The sequence below is a fragment of the Pseudomonas pichavaramensis genome, from assembly GCF_050473265.1.
Classification (GTDB): Bacteria; Pseudomonadota; Gammaproteobacteria; order Pseudomonadales; family Pseudomonadaceae; genus Aquipseudomonas.
Genome location: NZ_JBJKFJ010000016.1, coordinates 14,983 through 33,633, shown reverse-complemented (window position 1 = coordinate 33,633; position 18,651 = coordinate 14,983). Strand labels below are relative to the sequence as shown.

Annotated in this window: 17 protein-coding genes; 11 read left to right on the top strand and 6 right to left on the bottom strand. The window is 64.0% G+C overall.

Features of this window, described 5'->3' with window-relative positions:
- Positions 1-20: 20 nt before the first annotated feature.
- From ACJRW5_RS21825 to ACJRW5_RS21810, 4 genes are all read left to right on the top strand, one after another.
- Positions 21-1,208, top strand: a complete 1,188-nt coding sequence (locus tag ACJRW5_RS21825) for a dipeptidase (RefSeq protein WP_484572588.1) — start codon at positions 21-23, stop codon at positions 1,206-1,208.
- A gap of 85 nt (positions 1,209-1,293) precedes the next feature.
- Positions 1,294-2,739 (top strand): ATP-dependent RNA helicase RhlB, encoded by a 1,446-nt coding sequence (gene rhlB, locus ACJRW5_RS21820; RefSeq protein WP_484572587.1) that lies wholly within the window; start codon positions 1,294-1,296, stop codon positions 2,737-2,739.
- 75 nt (positions 2,740-2,814) lie between these two features.
- Positions 2,815-3,951, top strand: a complete 1,137-nt coding sequence (locus ACJRW5_RS21815) for an NAD(P)/FAD-dependent oxidoreductase (RefSeq protein WP_484572586.1) — start codon at positions 2,815-2,817, stop codon at positions 3,949-3,951.
- 9 nt (positions 3,952-3,960) lie between these two features.
- Entirely contained in the window at positions 3,961-4,377 is a 417-nt protein-coding gene (locus ACJRW5_RS21810; protein WP_484572585.1) for a hypothetical protein, read from the top strand.
- Between the two features lie 36 nt (positions 4,378-4,413).
- Here the strand turns inward: ACJRW5_RS21810 and ACJRW5_RS21805 are convergent, their stop codons facing one another.
- Entirely contained in the window at positions 4,414-6,777 is a 2,364-nt protein-coding gene (locus ACJRW5_RS21805) for a DNA polymerase II (protein WP_484572584.1), read from the bottom strand.
- Between the two features lie 148 nt (positions 6,778-6,925).
- Here ACJRW5_RS21805 and ACJRW5_RS21800 point away from each other — a divergent pair, with 148 nt between their 5' ends.
- Genes ACJRW5_RS21800 through ACJRW5_RS21790 form a run of 3 tightly spaced genes read left to right on the top strand, consistent with a single transcriptional unit; the run spans position 6,926 to position 8,617 of the window.
- Positions 6,926-7,360, top strand: a complete 435-nt coding sequence (locus ACJRW5_RS21800; protein ID WP_484572583.1) for a group II truncated hemoglobin — start codon at positions 6,926-6,928, stop codon at positions 7,358-7,360.
- A complete protein-coding gene (locus ACJRW5_RS21795; protein WP_484572582.1) occupies positions 7,357-7,695 on the top strand; it encodes an FKBP-type peptidyl-prolyl cis-trans isomerase in 339 nt (112 codons plus the stop codon). The genes ACJRW5_RS21800 and ACJRW5_RS21795 overlap by 4 nt, the downstream gene beginning before the upstream one ends.
- Positions 7,688-8,617 (top strand): class I SAM-dependent methyltransferase, encoded by a 930-nt coding sequence (locus ACJRW5_RS21790; protein WP_484572581.1) that lies wholly within the window; start codon positions 7,688-7,690, stop codon positions 8,615-8,617. Before ACJRW5_RS21795 ends, ACJRW5_RS21790 begins: the two co-directional genes overlap by 8 nt.
- A 64-nt stretch (positions 8,618-8,681) precedes the next feature.
- Here ACJRW5_RS21790 and norR read toward each other — a convergent pair whose 3' ends face one another.
- Positions 8,682-10,232 carry a nitric oxide reductase transcriptional regulator NorR gene (gene norR, locus ACJRW5_RS21785; protein WP_484572580.1) on the bottom strand — a complete coding sequence of 517 codons (1,551 nt, stop codon included), beginning with the start codon at positions 10,230-10,232 and terminating at the stop codon, positions 8,682-8,684.
- Between the two features lie 192 nt (positions 10,233-10,424).
- On the opposite strand from norR, the gene hmpA reads away from it, so the two are divergent.
- Genes hmpA through ACJRW5_RS21770 form a run of 3 tightly spaced genes read left to right on the top strand, consistent with a single transcriptional unit; the run spans position 10,425 to position 13,041 of the window.
- Positions 10,425-11,606: an NO-inducible flavohemoprotein gene (gene hmpA, locus ACJRW5_RS21780; RefSeq protein WP_484572579.1), complete on the top strand. Its 1,182-nt coding sequence runs from the start codon at positions 10,425-10,427 to the stop codon at positions 11,604-11,606.
- An 18-nt stretch (positions 11,607-11,624) separates the two neighbouring features.
- A complete protein-coding gene (locus ACJRW5_RS21775; RefSeq protein WP_484572578.1) occupies positions 11,625-11,876 on the top strand; it encodes a transmembrane sensor/regulator PpyR in 252 nt (83 codons plus the stop codon).
- A complete protein-coding gene (locus ACJRW5_RS21770; protein WP_484572577.1) occupies positions 11,863-13,041 on the top strand; it encodes an NnrS family protein in 1,179 nt (392 codons plus the stop codon). Before ACJRW5_RS21775 ends, ACJRW5_RS21770 begins: the two co-directional genes overlap by 14 nt.
- A 63-nt stretch (positions 13,042-13,104) precedes the next feature.
- Here the strand turns inward: ACJRW5_RS21770 and rimI are convergent, their stop codons facing one another.
- Both rimI and ACJRW5_RS21760 read right to left on the bottom strand, forming a co-directional pair.
- On the bottom strand, positions 13,105-13,557 hold the full coding sequence (rimI, locus tag ACJRW5_RS21765) for a ribosomal protein S18-alanine N-acetyltransferase (protein WP_484572576.1): 453 nt from the start codon (positions 13,555-13,557) through the stop codon (positions 13,105-13,107).
- 96 nt (positions 13,558-13,653) lie between these two features.
- Positions 13,654-14,496, bottom strand: coding sequence for an energy transducer TonB (locus ACJRW5_RS21760; RefSeq protein ID WP_484572575.1), 843 nt, complete (start codon positions 14,494-14,496; stop codon positions 13,654-13,656).
- Between the two features lie 213 nt (positions 14,497-14,709).
- Between ACJRW5_RS21760 and ACJRW5_RS21755 the strand changes: the two genes are divergently transcribed.
- Positions 14,710-15,981, top strand: coding sequence for a cation:proton antiporter (locus tag ACJRW5_RS21755; protein WP_484572574.1), 1,272 nt, complete (start codon positions 14,710-14,712; stop codon positions 15,979-15,981).
- 59 nt (positions 15,982-16,040) lie between these two features.
- Here ACJRW5_RS21755 and ACJRW5_RS21750 read toward each other — a convergent pair whose 3' ends face one another.
- The gene (locus tag ACJRW5_RS21750; protein ID WP_484572573.1) at positions 16,041-17,285 is read right to left on the bottom strand and encodes a saccharopine dehydrogenase family protein; all 1,245 of its coding nucleotides are present in this window, start codon (positions 17,283-17,285) and stop codon (positions 16,041-16,043) included.
- 128 nt (positions 17,286-17,413) lie between these two features.
- Positions 17,414-18,511: a carboxynorspermidine decarboxylase gene (locus ACJRW5_RS21745; protein WP_484572572.1), complete on the bottom strand. Its 1,098-nt coding sequence runs from the start codon at positions 18,509-18,511 to the stop codon at positions 17,414-17,416.
- Between the last annotated feature and the right edge of the window lie 140 nt (positions 18,512-18,651).

The following is an 18,651-nucleotide window of genomic DNA, read 5'->3' as shown; positions in this document are numbered from 1 at the left end:
ACACGCCTGGATGGCTTCCGATGCGCAAACTGATGATCGCCCTGTTGCTCCTCCTTCCCCTATCCGCCGTCGCAGTCCTTGCCTTGCCGACACTGCTCGACGCCAAGATGAACAGCGTCGCCACCCCGCCCCCTTACCCAGCCAGCACCACTGCGCAGAAGCTGCATCAGGGCCTGTTCGTCGCGGATCTGCACGACGACGCCCTGCTCTGGGAGCGCGATTTGCTCAAACGCTACGATTACGGCCACTCCGACCTGCCGCGCATGCTCGAAGGCCGCCTCGGCCTGCAGGTCTTCTCCACGGTGACCAAGACCCCACGCGGCCTGAACATGGAGAGCAACGGCGCCGACAGCGACAACATCACCCTGCTGGCCATGGCCCAGCGCTGGCCTCGGGCAACCTGGAACAGTCTGCTGCAGCGCGCGCTGTACCAGGCACAGAAACTTCAGGACGCAGCCGCTGGCAGCGACGGGCGCCTGTCGCTGATTCGTACCCGCGCAGACCTGGCGCGATTCGTCGAAGCCTGGAACCAGGACCCGCAGCGCGTCGCCGCTCTACTCGCGACGGAAGGCCTGCAACCCATCGAAGGCAAACTGGAAAACGTCGACGTTCTGTATGACGCCGGCTTTCGCATCGCAGGCCTCACCCACTTCTTCGACAACGAGGTCGGCGGCTCGGCCCACGGCCTGAACAAAGGCGGCCTGACGCCGCTGGGACGCGAAGTGATCGCCCGCCTGGAAGAGAAATCCATGCTGGTGGACCTGGCGCATGCCTCGCGCCCGCTGATCGACGACGTGCTCGCCATCGCCAAGCGCCCGGTACTGGTCTCGCATACCGGCGTCGAAGGCACCTGCCCCGGCACCCGCAACCTCAGCGACAAACACCTGCAGGCCATCGCCGCCACCGGCGGGGTGATCGGCATCGGCTACTGGAGCACCGCGGTGTGCGACACCTCGGTCGCCGCCATCGTCAAGGCTATCCGCTACAGCGTGGACAAGGTCGGCGTCGAGCATGTCGCGCTTGGCTCGGACTTCAACGGCACAGTGCACACGCCATTCGATGTCACCGGGCTGGCGCAGCTCACCGAGGGGCTGCAACAGGCCGGCTTCGACGACGCGGCCATCGCCGCGATCATGGGCGGCAACGTGCAGCGCCTGCTACTGGCCAGCCTGCCGGAAGAATTAGATTCAAGCTACGCCTCCCCTTGACAGACGCGAGCGAAGCACTTCGCCAGGCTCGCGACTTGCATTACACTGGCGAGCGTTCACTCCTTAACCAGTCGATGAGAAGCCCGTGCTCAAAGCACTCAAGAAAATGTTCGGCAAAGCCGAAGAAGAGCAGCCACAGCCGTCCCCCGCAGCAGTGCCAGCCCCGGCCCCTGCTGCAGACGAAAAGCGCTCCCGCAAGAACAAACCCTCCCGCGACGCCAGCGACAGCGCAAACGCCGCCCGCCCTGAGCAACAGCCGGCTCGCCCTGCCAAGGCCGACAAGCCGCGCCGCGAACGCCCGCCCAAGCCAGTCGACACCTGGAAGCTGGAAGACTTCGTGGTCGAGCCCGCCGAAGGCAAGACCCGCTTCCATGATTTCAAGCTCGCCCCCGAGCTGATGCACGCCATCCATGACCTCGGTTTCCCCTACTGCACGCCGATCCAGGCTGGCGTACTGGGCCACACCCTCAAGGGCCAGGACGCCATCGGCCGCGCCCAGACCGGCACAGGCAAGACCGCCGCCTTCCTTATCTCGATCATCACCCAGTTGCAGCAGACGCCGCCGCCGAAAGAGCGCTACATGGGCGAGCCGCGTGCGCTGATCATCGCGCCGACCCGCGAGCTGGTGGTGCAGATCGCCAAGGATGCTGCCGAGCTGACCAAGTACAGCAAGCTCAACGTCATGAGCTTCGTCGGCGGCATGGACTTCGACAAACAGCTCAAGCAACTGGAGTCGCGCTTCTGCGACATCCTCGTTGCCACCCCGGGCCGCCTGCTGGACTTCAACCAGCGCGGCGAGGTGCATCTGGACATGGTCGAGGTGATGGTGCTCGACGAAGCCGACCGCATGCTCGACATGGGGTTCATCCCGCAGGTGCGCCAGATCATTCGCCAGACACCGATGAAGGGCGAACGCCAGACCCTGCTGTTCTCCGCCACCTTCACCGAAGATGTGATGAACCTAGCCAAGCAGTGGACGGTGAACCCGGCCATCGTCGAGATCGAGCCGGAAAACGTCGCCAGCGACACCGTCGAGCAGCATGTCTACGCCGTCGCCTCCAGCGACAAGTACAAGCTGCTGTACAACCTGGTGACACAGAACGCCTGGGACCGGGTGATGGTATTCGCCAACCGCAAGGATGAAGTGCGCCGCATCGAGGAACGCCTGACCCGTGACGGCGTCAGCGCCGCGCAGATGTCCGGTGACGTGCCGCAGCACAAGCGCATCAAGGTGCTCGAAGGCTTCCGCGCCGGGCACATCCGTGTGCTGGTCGCCACCGACGTCGCCGGCCGCGGCATCCACGTCGACGGCATCAGCCACGTGATCAACTTCACCCTGCCGGAAGACCCGGATGACTACGTGCACCGTATCGGTCGTACCGGCCGCGCCGGCACCAGCGGCACCTCGATCAGCTTCGCCGGCGAGGACGACGCCTTCGCCCTGCCGCCGATCGAGGAGCTGATCGGCCGCAAGATCCAGTGCGAAATGCCACCGGACGAGTTGCTCAAGGCCGTGCCACGCAAGCACTGAGCCAGCCGCCGCGACAGAACAAAGGCGAAGCCAGTGGCTTCGCCTTTTTCATTTGACCCCATCGAACGACACGACATGCAGCACTGCGATTACCTGATCATCGGCGCCGGTATCGCCGGCGCATCGACCGGCTACTTTCTGGCCAGCCATGGCCAAACCATCGTCCTGGAGCGCGAGTCGCAACCGGGCTACCACTCTACTGGTCGCTCGGCCGCGCTCTACACTGTGGCCTATGGTACGCCGCAGGTACGCGCGCTGACCGCCGCCAGCCGCGCCTTCTACGATGCGCCGCCTGCGGGTTTCAGCGAACACCCGCTGCTCACCCCGCGGGGCGAACTGGTGGTGGATTTCAACGGCGACACCGCCGAGCTGCAGCGTCAGTATGAACAAGCCCGCGAGCATGTCGCCCAGGCACGCCTGCTCAGCGCGGACGAGGCCTGCGCGATGGTTCCGGCATTGCGCCGTGACCGCGTGCACGGTGCGCTGTTCGACCCCAGCGCCGCCGATATCGACACAGCGGCGCTGCATCAGGGCTATCTGCGCGGTATCCGCCAGCAAGGCGGCGAGGTTCACTGCAACCGTGAGGTCCTGTCGATCAGCCGTCATGTCGACGGCTGGCAGGTGGAATGTAGCGGGCAACGCTACTTCACACGCATGCTGATCAATGCCGCTGGCGCCTGGTGCGACGAGATCGCGCGCCTGGCCGGGGTGCTGGGTATCGGCCTGCAACCCAAGCGCCGAAGCGCTTTCACCTTCAGTGCAGAAGCTCTTGATTGTCAGGCCTGGCCGGCACTGGTGAGCCTGGACGAATCCTTCTACTTCAAACCTGATGCCGGCCTGCTGCTCGGCTCACCAGCCAACGCCGATCCAGTGGCGCCGCACGACGTGCAGCCGGAGGAGCTGGATATCGCCCTGGGCATCCATCAGATCGAAAATCACACCACACTGCAGATTCACCGCCCGGCGCATACCTGGGCCGGCCTGCGCAGCTTCGTCGCCGATGGTGATCTGGTCGGCGGTTTCGATAGCGAGGCGGATGGCTTCTTCTGGGTCGCGGCGCAAGGCGGTTATGGCATCCAGACCAGTGCTGCCATGGGCCAGGCCTGTGCAGCGCTGATCCGCCGGCAACCGCTGCCGCAAGCCTTGCTCGACGCGGGACTGAGTGAAGCAATGCTCAGCCCGGCGCGGCTGCCGACATGCCAAGCGCGCTGATCAGCGCTGTTGCAGGGGGCATCGCTGCTGCCCACCACTGCACTGTTCATTGGCCTGCTGAGCTATCGCTTGCAGCACGGCGGCTTGGGACTGGCCTGGCCGCTGCCAATAGAGCCGGACAGTCGTGTCGCCTTCGAGCTGATGTTGGCCTGCCTGCCGGGATGGATGCTGTTTCTGCTGGCCACCGTTAGCGGCCTATTACGGCGTAGCCTGGTGGTCTTGATACTGTTCGGCCTGTGCGCGGCGTTAGCGGTTTACTGTGCGGTCAATCTGCTTGCTGTCGCCTATGGCAACACCTGGATGACCGGCGAAATATTCCATGGGCTGTTTCTCGCCCAACTGACGTTACTGGGCCTGGCATCGTTGCCTGGCCTGATGCTGACGGCACTGCTCGAGCGCTTGCACCGCGAAGCGCATCGTAGGTAACCGGCTGCCAACGTGCCTGCGTTGCGACACGACGACTCAGAACAACCCGAGCTGGCCATCGACCAGCCGCTCGAAGTCGCCACCCACGAACGGCAGGATGGCATCGGCCACCGGCTTCAGCTGGCGCTCAAGATAATGGTCATAGTCGACCGGCGACTGCAGACACTCCAGCGGCTGCGGCCCGGCGGTGGTGATCAGGTAGCTGATCCAGCCGCCGCGCTGGTATTGCAAGGGGCGCCCCAGACGCTGATTGTGCTCGTCAGCCAGACGCGCGGCGCGCACGTGCGGCGGCACGTTGCGCTGGTAGTCGTCGAGGCGTCGGCGCAGGCGCTTGCGATACACCAGCAAGTCGTCCAGCTCGCCGGCCAGGGTGCGTCTGACGTAGTCGCGCACGTAGTCCTCATAAGCCGCGCCATCGAAGATCAGCCGGTACAGTTCCTGCTGGAAACGCTGCGCCAGTGGCGACCAGTCGGTGCGTACCGTTTCCAGGCCCTTGTAAACCATGCGCTGGCTGCCGTCGACGCTCTGCACCAGACCGGCGTAGCGCTTCTTGCTGCCCTCTTCCGTGCCACGAATGGTGGGCATGAGAAAACGCCGGTAGTGGGTTTCGAACTGCAATTCCAGGGCACTGCTCAGGCCGTATTCATCGGCCAGGTGCTCGCGCCACCAGGCGTTGACCCTGGCCACCAGCGCCCGGCCGATGCGCGCGGCGTCCGCCTCGGCGTGGGCATGGCCGAGCCAGACGAAGGTGGAGTCGGTGTCGCCGTAGATCACCGAGTAGCCCTCGGCCTCGATCAGCTCGCGGGTGCGCTTCATGATCTGATGCCCGCGCAGGGTGATCGACGAGGCCAGACGCGGATCGAAGAAGCGGCAGCCGCTGGAGCCTAGCACGCCGTAGAAGGCGTTCATGATGATCTTCAGCGCCTGCGACAGCGGCGCGTTGCTGTCACGCTTGGCCGCCTCGCGGCCCTGCCACACCCGCTCGACGATGGCCGGCAGGCAATGTCGGGTGCGCGAAAAGCGCGCGCCGCGAAAGCCCTCTACCGAGTGCTCGTCACCTGGTTTGTCCAGGCCCTCCACCAGGCCAACCGGGTCGATCAGAAAGCTGCGAATGATCGATGGGTACAGGCTCTTGTAGTCCAGCACCAGCACCGAGTCGTAGAGGCCGGGCCGTGAATCCATGACGAAACCGCCGGGGCTGTTCTCACCACGGATGTCGCCCAGGTTCGGCGCGACGAAACCGAGGCGATGCATCGGCGGCAGGTACAGGTGGGTGAACGCCGCCACCGAACCACCACTGCGATCAGCGGCCAGGCCGGTGACGCTGGAGCGCTCGAGCAGGAAGGCGAGCAGCTCAGTGTGGGCAAAGATGCGCGTGACCAGCTCGCAGTCCTTGAGGTTGTAGTGCGCCAATGCCGGGCGGTCCTCGTCGAACATGCGCTGAATTTCGTCCATGCGCGCGTAAGGCGTGTCGATCGCCTTGCCTTCGCCGAGCAGAGTCTGCGCCACCGACTCCAGGCTGAACGAAGGGAAGCTCCAGGTGGCCGAGCGCAGCGCCTCGATGCCATCGATGATCAAGCGCCCCGCCGCTTCGGCGAAGTAGTGCTGGCTGCTGTTGTGCTGGCGCCAGCCCATCACGTCGCCCCCGCGCCCCAACAGCAGCGGAACCTTGAGCTGCTCGGCGTGTTCGCGCAGCACGCGCAGGTCGAACTGCACCAGGTTCCAGCCGATAATGGCGTCCGGATCATGCCGCTCGAGCCAGGCATTCAGGCATTCCAGCAGCGTCTTGCGGCTGTCGCAGTACTCGAGGTCGAAATCGACGCCACTGGCATCACCGTTGGCCGGCCCGAGCATGTACACCTGGCGCTGGCCGCAACCTTCCAGGGCGATGGAGTACAGCTCACCGCGCACGCTGGTCTCGATATCCAGCGACACCAGGCGCAGCGTCGGCCTGTAATCGGCAGCGGCCTTGAGTGAGGTACAGAGCAGGCTGCCGTCGGCCTGCTGAACGCCACTGAAGCTGACCGAAGCGGTGATAAAGCGCTCCATCAGATAACGATCCGGCGGGCGGATATCGGCCTCGTAAACGTCCACGCCAACCTGGCGCAGCTTCTTCTCCAGCTGTAGCAACTGACGGTACTGGCGGCAGTACAGGCCCAGCACCGGTCGATGACGAAAATCGCGCAGCGCCAGCTCGCGCTGCTCGGCGCCCTGCTCGCCACGCAGCAATGGCTCGGCCCAAGCGCGCTGCTCGGCAGGAATAAACGCCACCGACTCCTGAGGCGGCAGGCGCACCTGTAGCGGGCCGGCATCGGTCGCCAGCCAAAAAGCTACCTCGGTGCCTTGCGGCGTATCACGCCAATGGCGGCTGAGCACGAAGCCTTGTTGGGGTTGGGTCATCGGATTGGGGGCGCGTCATGGACAATCTGTAGGAGCGGCTTTAGCCGCGATAATTGCCGCTAAAGCGCCTCCCACAGGGCATATGCTTCAAACTGGCCGAGCATTCTACGCCAGCGGTTACAATGGCGCCTTTTTCAGGAGGCGCGCCATGAGCGATAGCCTGCCCTACGGCACTCTCGATGCCTCCTACCAGGCCGCCGGCGGTATCGACGGCCTGCGCCGCCTGGTCGACGACTTCTACCGGCTGATGGACGAACGCCCCGAAGCCGCCGCCCTGCGCGCCTTGCACCCGACCGACCAGAGCGCCTCGCGTGAGAAGCTGAGCTGCTTTCTCAGCGGATGGCTGGGCGGGCCACGACTGTATGCCGAGCGTTACGGCAGCATCAGCGTGCCGGCCTTCCATGCGCAGTGGCCAATCGACCAGGCACTGGCCGAAAGCTGGCTGAGCTGTATGGCCGGCGCCATCGCCCTGCAGGGCTACGCCCCCACCTTCGCCGACTACCTGCTCAAGCAGCTGCGCGTCCCCGCCGAGCGCTCGGTGCAGGCCAGTCAAAATCGTCATCGCAAGGAACCCCCGACATGAGCAACGAACTGATCATCGAAGACCTGCAGCAAGGCGACGGCAAGGCCGTGGTCAAGGGCGCGCTGATTACCACCCAGTACCGTGGCTGGCTGGCCGACGGCAGCGAGTTCGACTCGTCCTGGTCGCGCGGCAAGCCGTTCCAGTGCGTGATCGGCACCGGCCGGGTGATCAAGGGCTGGGATCAGGGCCTGATGGGCATGCAGGTGGGCGGCAAGCGCAAGCTGCAGGTGCCGGCGCATCTGGGTTATGGCGAGCGCAGCGTCGGCTCGATCCCGCCCAACTCCGACCTGACCTTCGAGATCGAACTGCTGGAAGTGCTGACCCGCGATGACTGATGCACCGCTCACCGTGCTGCGCCAGCACCTGCTGCAGGCGCTGGAAAACCCGCCCGGCGCCGAGACCCGCCGCCTGTTCCATGGCCGTGGCCGCTGCTGGCCGGGGCTGGAACAGATCACCGTCGACTGGCTGTCGGGTATCGTCCTGGTGATGCTGTTCCGCGAGCCAGATGCGCAGCTGCGCCCGCTGCTGCTGGAGCTGCTGCAAACGCCGCAATGGCAGGCCAGCGGTGCCCGCGGCCTGCTGGTGCAGCACCGCTACGTGCACGGCAGCGAGAGCGAATGGCTGTCTGGTGAAGAGCTGGCGCAGTGGCCGATCTGCGAAGACGGCCTCAACTACCTGCTCGATCTGGGCAGCAAGCAGAACAGCGGGCTGTTCCTCGACATGCGCCTGGGCCGCCAGTGGGTGCGCCAGCAGGCGGCCGGCAAGCGCGTGCTGAATCTGTTCGCCTACACCTGCGGCTTCTCCGTGGCGGCGATTGCCGGTGGCGCGACACGGGTGGTCAACCTGGATATGGCGCGCGCCGCGCTGACCCGTGGCCGCGACAATCATCGCCTCAATCAGCACGACCTGAGCCAGGTGGAGTTTCTCGGCCACGAGCTGTTCAAGTCCTGGGGCAAGGTGCGCAAGAGCGGGCCATATGACCTGATCATCATCGACCCGCCGAGCTTTCAGAAAGGCAGCTTCGCCCTGACCCAGGACTACGCCAAGATTCTCCGCCGCCTGCCGGAACTGCTCAGCGAACACGGCACGGTGCTGGCCTGCGTCAACGACCCGGACACCGGCCCGGACTTCCTCATCGCCGGCATGGCCGCCGAGGCGCCGCAACTGCGCTTCGTCGAACGCCTGGACAATCCGCCGGAGTTTCCCGATACCTCGCCCGAAAGCGGGCTAAAGGCGCTGGTGTTCCAGCAGGGATAAACCTGTGGGAGGACTTCAGCCGCGACGTGAACTGATCGCGGCTAAAGCCCCTCCTACAGTCCAGCTAGCGAATGCCCAAGCGCTTGGCCAGGCGACTGAGGTTGGCCCGGTCCACGCCCAGCTCGCGCGCTGCATCGGCCCATTTACCTTGGTGACGGGCCAGACACTGCTCGATCAGCCGCCGCTGGAACGCGTCCACCGCGCTGCGTAGTTCCACTCCCGGCGTGACCTGACTCTCAGGCACCAATGCCTCATCGAACGACGCGCCAGCTTCGGTGTTCGGCAAGTCGAGGTCCTCGACGTCCAGACTGAGAATCCGCGGCCGCTCGCCATGCCGGGCAAGCGCCTTGATGGAGGCACGGCCAACCAGATGCTCCAGCTCGCGCACGTTGCCTGGCCAGTCATGCGCCAGCAGCGCCCTCTGCGCTTCGGGAGTAAGGCGCAGACTGCGCAACCCGAGACGCGCCCGATTCTCTTCGAGGAAATAGCCGGCCAGCAGCAATACGTCACGCCCTCGTTCGCGCAGGGGAGGTACAGGCAAGGGATAAACGCTCAGACGATGATAGAGGTCGGCACGAAAACGCCCGGCACGCACTTCGGCGGCCAGATCGCGGTTAGTGGCTGCAATCACTCTGACGTCAACGCGATGCTCGCGATCCGAGCCGACCCGCTGCAGCTGACCGCTCTGCAACACACGCAACAGCTTGGCCTGCACCGCCAGCGGCAGTTCACCCACCTCGTCGAGGAACAGACTGCCACCATCGGCCAGCTCGAACTTGCCACTGCGCTCGTTCACCGCACCGGAAAAGGCGCCCCGCACATGGCCGAACAACTCACTTTCCACCAGCGAGTCGGGCAACGCGGCACAGTTGAGACTGACCAAGGGCTGCCTGGCGCGTGGCGATGCGGCATGAATGGCCTCGGCGACCAGCTCCTTGCCAACGCCGGTCTCACCGGTGATCAGTACGGTCAGCTGACTGTCACCAACCAGACGAATCTCATCCTGCAGTTTGCGCAATGCCGCGCTTTGCCCGACCAGCTCACGCGGCTGCTGGCGCGCCTGCTTGTACAACTCGGTCAGTTGGCGCTCGGTCTCGACGCGGCGGGCCAGACCACTGATGCGTTCACTGGCCTTGACCGTCGCCGCAGCCAGGCCGGCAAAGGCCTCCAGGCCATCCAGATCGACACGGCCAAAACTGGAAGGATCGAGCGCGTCCAGGGTCAGCAGGCCCCAGAGCTGTTCATCCAGATACAGCGGGCAACCCAGGCAGTCGTGCACCTCAAGATGGCCATGCAGGCCGTCGACCAGACCATCGTAGGGATCCGGTAGCCCGCAATCGGCGGCAAAGCGGGTCGGCCCGCGGTGCTCCACCAGGGCAGCCAGACGAGGATGCTCGCTGATTCTGAAGCGCCGCCCAAGGGTATCGGCGCTCAACCCTTCCACGGCCACCGGCAGCAATACCTCGCCGTCGAGCTTGAGCAGTGCCACCGCATCGCAGGGAAACAAGCGCCGCAGGGCTGCCAGCAGACGCCGGTAGCGCTCGCCGTCGTCCAGTTCACGGGACAGGTCAGCGACCAGAGGAATCAGGGTTTCCAGTAACAGGTTAGCTGTCATATCGACTACCAAGTGTCTTTATGACCCGAACTTCATTGCAGTCATAAATACACAAAAATAAATAAGCCATTGATTTTAAACAAAAAAATAAATGGCACGCTTAATGGAATGGATAGAGCGCTAACGCTAGCACGCCAGCAGTGGCCAGACGAGCCACACCGGCACCTTAATTTGCCTTGCGGAGATTATCCTATGCTCACCAACGCCCAACGCGACATCATCAAAGCCACCGTTCCTCTGCTGGAAAGCGGCGGCGAAGCGCTGACCACCCACTTCTACCGGATGATGCTCAGCGAGTTCCCTCAGGTACGTCCGCTGTTCAACCAAGCTCACCAGGCCAGCGGCGACCAACCTCGGGCACTGGCCAACGGCGTGCTGATGTACGCCCGCCACATCGACCGCCTCGAAGCATTGGGCCCACTGGTGAAGCAGGTGGTGAACAAGCACGTGGCCCTGCAGATCCTGCCGGAGCATTACCCTATCGTCGGTGGTTGCCTGCTGCGCGCCATCCGCGAGGTACTCGGCGAAGAGATCGCCACCGATGCAGTGATCGATGCCTGGGCCGTGGCCTACCAGCAACTGGCCGACATTTTCATCGGCGCCGAGGAACAGTTGTACCAGCAGAATGCCGAAGCCCACGGCGGCTGGCGCGGCGCGCGCAGCTTCCGGGTAGCGCGCAAGGTCGCCGAAAGCGACGAGATCACCTCCTTCCATCTGGTACCGGTCGATGGCGGCGCTCTGCTCGACTACCTGCCCGGCCAGTACATCGGTATGCGCCTGCTGCTGGACGGCGAAGAAGTGCGCCGCAACTACTCGCTCTCGGCCCTGGCCAATGGCCGTGAGTACCGCATCAGCGTCAAGCGCGAAGCGGGCGGCCGTGTCTCCAACCACCTGCACGACAACGTTCACGAAGGCGATGTGCTGGACCTGTTCCCACCAGCAGGCGACTTCACCCTGAGCGAATCGGACAAGCCGCTGGCGCTGATCACTGCAGGTGTAGGCATCACCCCAGCACTGACCATGCTCGACGCAGCGCGTCATTCCGGCCGCCCGATCCACTTCATCCACTGCGCCCGCAACGCCGATGTTCACGCCTTCCGCGACTGGGTCGACGCCCACGCAGCCGAACATCCGCAAATTCGTCACTACGTCTGCTACAGCGAACCACGTGATGGTGATCTGGCAGATGCCACGGGCTACCTCAGCCAGGAGCTGCTCGAGCAGTGGCTGCCGGCAGAGCGCGACCTGGACGCCTACTTCCTGGGCCCGAAACCTTTCATGGCACAGGTCAAACGCCATCTGCAGGCGCTGGGCGTACCCGATGAGCAAAGCCGTTACGAGTTCTTCGGCCCGGCTTCGGCTCTGGATAGTTAACCGATCAGGAGGTGACTCATGTACCCGCTCAATCTCCCACCCGTACAGATTCTGCAGTTGTCCACTCGCCTGCTCTGGGCTGGCCTGCTGCTTTTGATACTGGGCATGGTCGCGGCATATGGCCTGGAAAAGCATCTGAACCTGGCCACGCTGATACTCGCGCATAGCCTGACGCTGATCGGCCCGAGCGTGCTGAAGATCGGCTACGTACTGCGCCTTATCGCCCAGGAAAGGCTGGTAGAGGGAGCGGGTGCGCATGCAATTGCTTGATCGCAAACAGGCGCTGGCGGTACCGCCGCTCTGGCGCCTGGGCTTTCGCGCCTTCTTCCTCGCCGGCGCCCTCTTCGCCCTGCTCGCCATTGCCCTTTGGGCCCTGGCGCTGCAGGGGCTGGCGAGCCCTTCTTCGATACCAGGCGGCATGCTCGCCTGGCATCGCCATGAAATGCCTTTCGGTTTCGGTCTGGCGATCATCGCCGGCTTCCTGCTCACGGCGGTACAGACCTGGACAGGGCAGCCCGGCCTGAGCGGACGACCGCTGATCCTGCTGTTCGGGCTGTGGCTGGCGGCACGCCTGGTCTGGTTCGTGCCGGTGCAGTTGAGCGTGCTGATAGGCCTGCAACTGGCTTTCGTCGGCCTGTTCATCGCGCAGATGGCGCGTCAGTTGATCAGCGCCAGACAGCGCAACAACTATCCGATCCTGCTGGTGCTGAGCCTTTTTGCTCTGTGCCAGTCGTTGACACTCTGCGGCCTGGCTCTGGGCGACGATGCCCTGCAACGCCGAGGTGCCCTCGCCGCACTGTGGTTGATCGCCGTGCTGCTGAGCCTGATCGGCGGCCGCGTGATCCCGTTCTTCACCCAGCGTGGCCTGGGCCGGATCGAACCTTTCCCTGCGCATCCCTGGCAGGACCGTATGCTGCTGCTCGGCGGCCTGCTGGTGGCCGTGCTCAACGCCAGTGGCTACAACCTGCAAGCCCGGCCCTGGCTGGCGCTGCTGTTCATCGGTTTGGCGACGCTGCACGGTTTGCGCCTGTGGCGCTGGCAGTTACGTGGGATCTGGCGCGTGCCGCTGCTCTGGTCACTGCACCTGGCCTATGCCTGGCTGATGCTTGCCGCCCTGAGCATGGCCGCCTGGCATCTGGGTTGGCTGCCCCAAGCCAGCCTGGCCGCTCATGCATTAGCGGTCGGTGCAATGGGCGGGTTGATCCTGGCGATGATGGCACGGGTCAGCCTCGGCCATACCGGGCGCCCCTTGCAGCCACCCAAGGCCATGGCCTGGGCCTTTGCCCTGCTCAATCTGGGCGCCTTGGTTCGGGTTGCGGCAGGAGGTGAATGGCTTTGGCTGGCGGCCACTTGCTGGGGCCTGGCTTTCGCCCTGTTCGCCCTGAACTACGCGCCGATGCTCTGCCGGGCGCGGGTAGACGGGCATCCGGGTTGATGAATAGCACGGGGCAATCTGCGGCCTGTTGATGCAGGTCGCGGAGCGCATCCGGGCCAAGGTTCAGTCGACCAGGGTACAGGCCATCACCAGCGCATCTTCACGGCCCCCGACTGCCGGGTAGTAATCGCGACGCCGCCCCACTTCGTTGAAGCCGAAACGCTCGTACAGGCGGTAGGCGCTCTGGTTGCTGGCGCGAACTTCGAGGAAGCACTCGCGCCCGCCCAGATCAAAGGCTTCCTTCATCAGATGCTCGAGCAGACGCAAGCCCAGACCGCGGCCCTGACTCTCGGGCTTTACCGTGATGTTGAGCAGGTGTGCCTCGTCGAGAATCAGATTGATCACGCCGTGGCCGACCTGCTGCTTGCCTTCGAACATCAGCCAGCAGTTATAGGACTTCAATGCATCGGTGAAGATGCCGCGCGTCCACGGATGACTGAAGGCGGCGTATTCCACTTTCAGCACGGCATCGAGATCCGCCTCGGTCATCGGGCGGAAGGAAATTGCATCGCTCATGGGAAGCACTCGGGAATATTGACGGTCTTGCGCGCTGGGGCCATGCCAGCGGTAACGGCCCCGCAAACTAAATCAGAAGACACCCCGCGGATCGCGTCAGGCAGCCAGCCAGCGTTGACGCACACGCTTCATCGCCAGCCAGAGATCGCGCTTGCGCGCTGGCTCTTCCATCAACAGCTCCAACCCAGGCAGCGCCCAGCAGGCACCGAGGCCTTCGATCTGCAGTTCACGGTTGTAACTGTGCTCGTCACCCTCACCGGCGAAGCGAATGGCCGGCAGGCCGACCAACCAGAGGCAGGTGCTGGGCTGTTCTTCAAGACGCGCGGCGACGAAACTCTGCACGAATTCCAGCGCCGCCTGCGGGCCCTGATCCATGTTGCCGCGTACCAGCAACGGCCAGCGCACCGGTTCGCCAAGCAGTTGCGGGCTGTCCGGCAGGCCGGCGGCGCGCAGCAGGTCCTTGAGCAGGATGTAAGCCGGGTCGCGGCTCTGAAAGGGTTCGCCAGTGGGTAGCTCGACCAACAGGGCGCAATCGCCAGCACGCAGAAGCTGCAGGGCAAAACGCGGCGGCGGCAGGCTGACGCGCTGCGCTTTTTCCTCGACCACTTCGGCCTCGGCTGCCGGCGCTTCGGCTACGGCCTGGCGCGGCTGCGCGCCTGGGCGTGGAACCTCGATCTTTGGTCGGGCCGCGATCGGTCGGGCCTCGCCAGGTCGGGCATCGATGGCCCGCTCCGCCGAAGCAGGCGTAGATGTTTGCTCACCAGCACTGACGGGCGGCTGCACTGGCGTTGGTAGCTCCGGCACGGCAACGACTTCCGGCTGCGGCAGCTCCAGCAGCTCTGGCCGCGAAGGTGCGGCAAACGGCAATTCGGTGCGCGGTAGCCAAGTGGCAACCTGCATGGCGTCGAGATAGGCGCGGCGGCGCGGCTCGCTGTTCAAACCTGACGATACCTGGGGTCTGTGACAAAGGACGGATTGTCGCGTGAATCCGCAGCAGCGGGTAGCCCTTTCCCCTTTCTGATAGGCAAATGTCTGACCCGATACGCACTGGAGTGACCGCACATTTTGTTACAAGCCCGTTATCATGCCCCGCTTCATGGCGCCGCCCGGACGGCCGCGCTGCTGGTACCGCGCTGCATACAAGGAGACCCCGTGCTCGACCTCGTCGCTGCCTTTATCGTTCTCACCACCCTGCTCACCTACGTCAATTACCGCTTCGTCAGACTGCCGCCGAGTATCGGCGTGATGGCCACCGCGCTGGTGTTCTCGCTGCTGGCCCAGGGCCTGAGCCTGATCGGCTATCCGCTGATCGAGCACGAAGCTCAGCAGGTCATCAGCCGCATCGACTTCTCCGACATTCTCATGACCTGGTTCCTGCCGGCGCTGCTGTTTGCCGGCGCGCTGCATGTCGACCTGCGTGACCTGCGCAGCCACAAGGGACCGATCGGCCTGCTCGCCACCATCGGCGTACTGCTGGCCACCACGGTAATCGGCGGCCTGGCCTACACCCTGTTCGATCTGTTCGGCTGGCACGTGGACTTCATCTACTGCCTGCTGTTCGGCGCGTTGATCTCGCCGACCGACCCGATCGCGGTGATGGGCATTCTCAAGTCCTCCGGCGCCCCCAAGCCGCTGGCCACCACCATCGTCGGCGAGTCGCTGTTCAACGACGGCACCGCCGTGGTGGTGTTCGCCATCCTCCTCGGCGTGCTGCAACTGGGCAGCACGCCGACACTGGGTGAAGTGAGCTGGCTGTTTGTCCACGAGGCCATCGGCGGCCTGCTGCTGGGCGCGGCCATCGGTTACGGCGTGCTGCTGATGCTGCGCAGCATCGATCAGTACCAAGTCGAGGTGATGCTGACCCTGGCGCTGGTGTTCGGCGGCGCAGCGCTGGCCTCGCGGCTGCACGTGTCCGGGCCGCTGGCGATGGTGGTGGCCGGTCTGCTGATCGGCAATCTGGGCCGCGCGCACGCCATGTCGGAAGAGTCGCGGCGCTATGTCGACGGCTTCTGGGAGCTGGTGGACGAGATTCTCAATGCCCTGCTGTTCGCCCTGATCGGCCTGGAGCTGTTGCTGCTGCCGTTCTCCTGGCTGCACGTGGTGGCCGCCTTCGGCCTCGGCGGCGCGGTGCTGCTGGCGCGCCTGCTGACCGTGGCACCGACCATCTTCCTGATGCGCCGCACCGCCGGCGGTCGTCGCCAGGTGTCGCACGGTGCCATCCGCATCCTCACCTGGGGCGGCCTGCGCGGCGGCGTGTCGGTGGCGCTGGCGCTGTCACTGCCGCTGGGGGCGGAGCGTGATCTGCTGCTGAGCCTGACCTATATCGTGGTGCTGGTGTCGATCCTGGTTCAGGGCCTGTCGATCGGCCCGCTGGTGCGCCGTCTGTATGGGCAGGCCCCACAGGAAGAAACCTCCGGCCACTAAATCGCGGCCAATAAAAAAGGATCGCCGAGGCGATCCTTTTTTCATGCGGCGGGGCTGGCTCAGATGGCCTGGTCCCACGGACGGTCGCCGTTCTCGTCCTTGATGCGGGTGGGCAGGCCCATCCCGTCAAGCAGCTTGAGGAACGGCTCGGCCGGCAGCTCTTCGACGTTGACCATGCGCGATACATCCCACTCGCCACGCGCCACCAGCAGGGCGGCGGCAACCGGCGGTACGCCGGCGGTGTAGGAGATACCCTGGCTGTCGGTCTCGGCAAAGGCTTCTTCGTGGTCGGCCACGTTGTAGATGAACAGCTCGCGCGGCTGGCCATCCTTGGTGCCCTTGACCAGATCGCCGATGCAGGTCTTGCCGGTGTAGCCCGGCGCCAGCGAGGACGGATCCGGCAGCACGGCCTTGACCACTTTCAGCGGTACCACTTCGAGGCCTTCGGCGGTCTTCACCGGCTGCTCGGAGAGCAGGCCCAGCTTGTTGAGCACGGTGAACACGTTGATGTAGTGCTCGCCGAAGCTCATCCAGAAGCGCACATTCGGTACGCCGAGGTTCTTCGAGATCGAGTGCACTTCATCGTGACCGGTGAGGTACAGGTTCTGCTCGCCCACCACCGGCAGATCGTCGGTGCGTTTGACTTCGAACATGCGGTTGCTGGTCCACTCGCTGTTCTGCCAGCTGTAGACGGTGCCGGTGAACTCGCGGAAGTTGATTTCCGGGTCGAAGTTGGTGGCGAAATACTTGCCGTGGCTGCCGGCATTGACGTCGAGGATGTCGATCGACTCGATCTTGTCGAAATGCTGTTGCTGCGCCAGGGCCGCATAGGCGTTGACCACACCCGGGTCGAAGCCGACACCGAGAATGGCGGTAATGTTCTTCTGCTGGCACTCCTCGAGGTGTTTCCACTCGTAGTTGCCATACCAGGGCGGGGTTTCGCAGATCTTGCCCGGTTCTTCGTGAATGGCGGTGTCCAAATAGGCCACGCCGGTATCGATGCAGGCACGCAGCACCGACATGTTGAGGAAGGCGGAGCCGACGTTGATCACGATCTGCGATTCGGTCTCGCGGATCAGTGCCTTGGTCGCTTCGACATCCAGAGCATTGAGCGCATAGGCGGCGATATCAGCAGGCTGCTTCAAGCTGCCCTTGGCCTTTACGCTGTCGATGATGGCCTGGCATTTGGAGATGCTGCGCGACGCAATCGCAATACGACCGAGCTCGTCGTTGTGTTGCGCGCACTTATGGGCCACCACCTTGGCAACACCTCCTGCACCAATGATCAGGACATTCTTCTTCAATTGTTCCACCTCCTGGGGGACTGCGTTTAAACAATGGTTGCGTTGCAAAGCGTAGGGTGGACGGCGCTTCACCCGTCCACCGTTTCGCAGTGGTGAATGAAAGAAGCGTCACCCACCACTGCGCAATATCACGACAGACTGGACAGGTAATCGTCGAACTCGAACTGACGAGCGACCTCGATGCTGCCATCGAGTTGTTTCACCACGATGGATGGCATTTTCAGGCCGTTGAACCAGTTCTTCTTGACCATGGTGTAACCGGCTGCGTCGATGAACGACAGGCGATCGCCGATCTGCAGCGGCTTGTCGAACTGGTACTCACCGAAGATGTCACCGGCCAGGCAGCTTTTGCCACAGACCATGACGGTGTGTTCGCCGTCGTTCGGCGCCATCTTGGCGTTGAGGCGGTAGATCAGCAGATCGAGCATGTGCGCTTCGATGGAGCTGTCGACCACCGCGAGGTTCTTGCCGTTGTAGAGGGTGTCGAGCACGGTCACTTCGAGCGAGGCGCTGAGGGTGATCGCCGCTTCGCCCGGCTCCAGGTAGACCTGCACGCCGTACTTCTCGGAGAAGGCTTTCAGACGCGCGCAGAACGCATCGATCGGGTAGCCCTCGCCGGTGAAGTGAATGCCGCCACCGAGGCTGACCCACTCGACCTGGGCGATCAGGTGGCCGAAGCGCTCTTCGATGGTGGTCAGCATCTTGTCGAACAGTTCGAAGCTGCCGTTCTCACAGTTGTTGTGGAACATGAAGCCGCTGATCTTGTCCATCACGCCGGCGATCTTCTCCGCGTCCCACTCGCCCAGACGGCTGAACGGGCGGGCCGGGTCGGCCAGCAGATAGTCGGAGCTGCTCACCTGCGGGTTGACGCGCAGGCCGCGGATGGTGCCCTCGGTACGCTCGGCGAAGCGCTCGAGCTGACCGATGGAGTTGAAGATGATCTTGTCGCAGTTGGCGACCATCTCTTCGATTTCGTCATCGGCCCAGGCCACGCTGTAGGCGTGGGTTTCACCGGCGAACTTCTGCCGGCCGAGCTTGAGCTCGTACAGCGAGGACGAGGTGGTACCGTCCATGTACTGTTGCATCAGGTCGAACACCGACCAGGTGGCGAAGCATTTCAGCGCCAGCAGTGCCTTGGCACCGGAGTTTTCGCGCACGTAGGCGATCTTCTCCAGGTTGCCCAGCAGCTTCTGTTTATCGATGAGGTAGTACGGCGTTTGGATCATCTCGTAGCCCCAGCAAGGTCGGCGAGTGAGGGGCATTTTGCCCCCCGAAAAAAAGTGGACGCGAATTGTGCCGATAACCGGCGCATATCGAAAGGGCATTGGGGATTTTTTGTACAACCGGTGATGACCGGAGGCCGGCC

What these genes read in the sequence shown, in the direction of transcription:
- ACJRW5_RS21825 (WP_484572588.1), top strand. Translation starts at nt 21, where the DNA reads ATGCGCAAACTGATGATCGCCCTGTTGCTCCTCCTTCCCCTATCCGCC.
- ACJRW5_RS21815 (WP_484572586.1), top strand. Translation starts at nt 2,815, where the DNA reads ATGCAGCACTGCGATTACCTGATCATCGGCGCCGGTATCGCCGGCGCA.
- ACJRW5_RS21805 (WP_484572584.1), bottom strand. Translation starts at nt 6,777, where the DNA reads ATGACCCAACCCCAACAAGGCTTCGTGCTCAGCCGCCATTGGCGTGAT.
- ACJRW5_RS21800 (WP_484572583.1), top strand. Translation starts at nt 6,926, where the DNA reads ATGAGCGATAGCCTGCCCTACGGCACTCTCGATGCCTCCTACCAGGCC.
- ACJRW5_RS21795 (WP_484572582.1), top strand. Translation starts at nt 7,357, where the DNA reads ATGAGCAACGAACTGATCATCGAAGACCTGCAGCAAGGCGACGGCAAG.
- ACJRW5_RS21790 (WP_484572581.1), top strand. Translation starts at nt 7,688, where the DNA reads ATGACTGATGCACCGCTCACCGTGCTGCGCCAGCACCTGCTGCAGGCG.
- norR (WP_484572580.1), bottom strand. Translation starts at nt 10,232, where the DNA reads ATGACAGCTAACCTGTTACTGGAAACCCTGATTCCTCTGGTCGCTGAC.
- hmpA (WP_484572579.1), top strand. Translation starts at nt 10,425, where the DNA reads ATGCTCACCAACGCCCAACGCGACATCATCAAAGCCACCGTTCCTCTG.
- ACJRW5_RS21775 (WP_484572578.1), top strand. Translation starts at nt 11,625, where the DNA reads ATGTACCCGCTCAATCTCCCACCCGTACAGATTCTGCAGTTGTCCACT.
- ACJRW5_RS21770 (WP_484572577.1), top strand. Translation starts at nt 11,863, where the DNA reads ATGCAATTGCTTGATCGCAAACAGGCGCTGGCGGTACCGCCGCTCTGG.
- rimI (WP_484572576.1), bottom strand. Translation starts at nt 13,557, where the DNA reads ATGAGCGATGCAATTTCCTTCCGCCCGATGACCGAGGCGGATCTCGAT.
- ACJRW5_RS21745 (WP_484572572.1), bottom strand. Translation starts at nt 18,511, where the DNA reads ATGATCCAAACGCCGTACTACCTCATCGATAAACAGAAGCTGCTGGGC.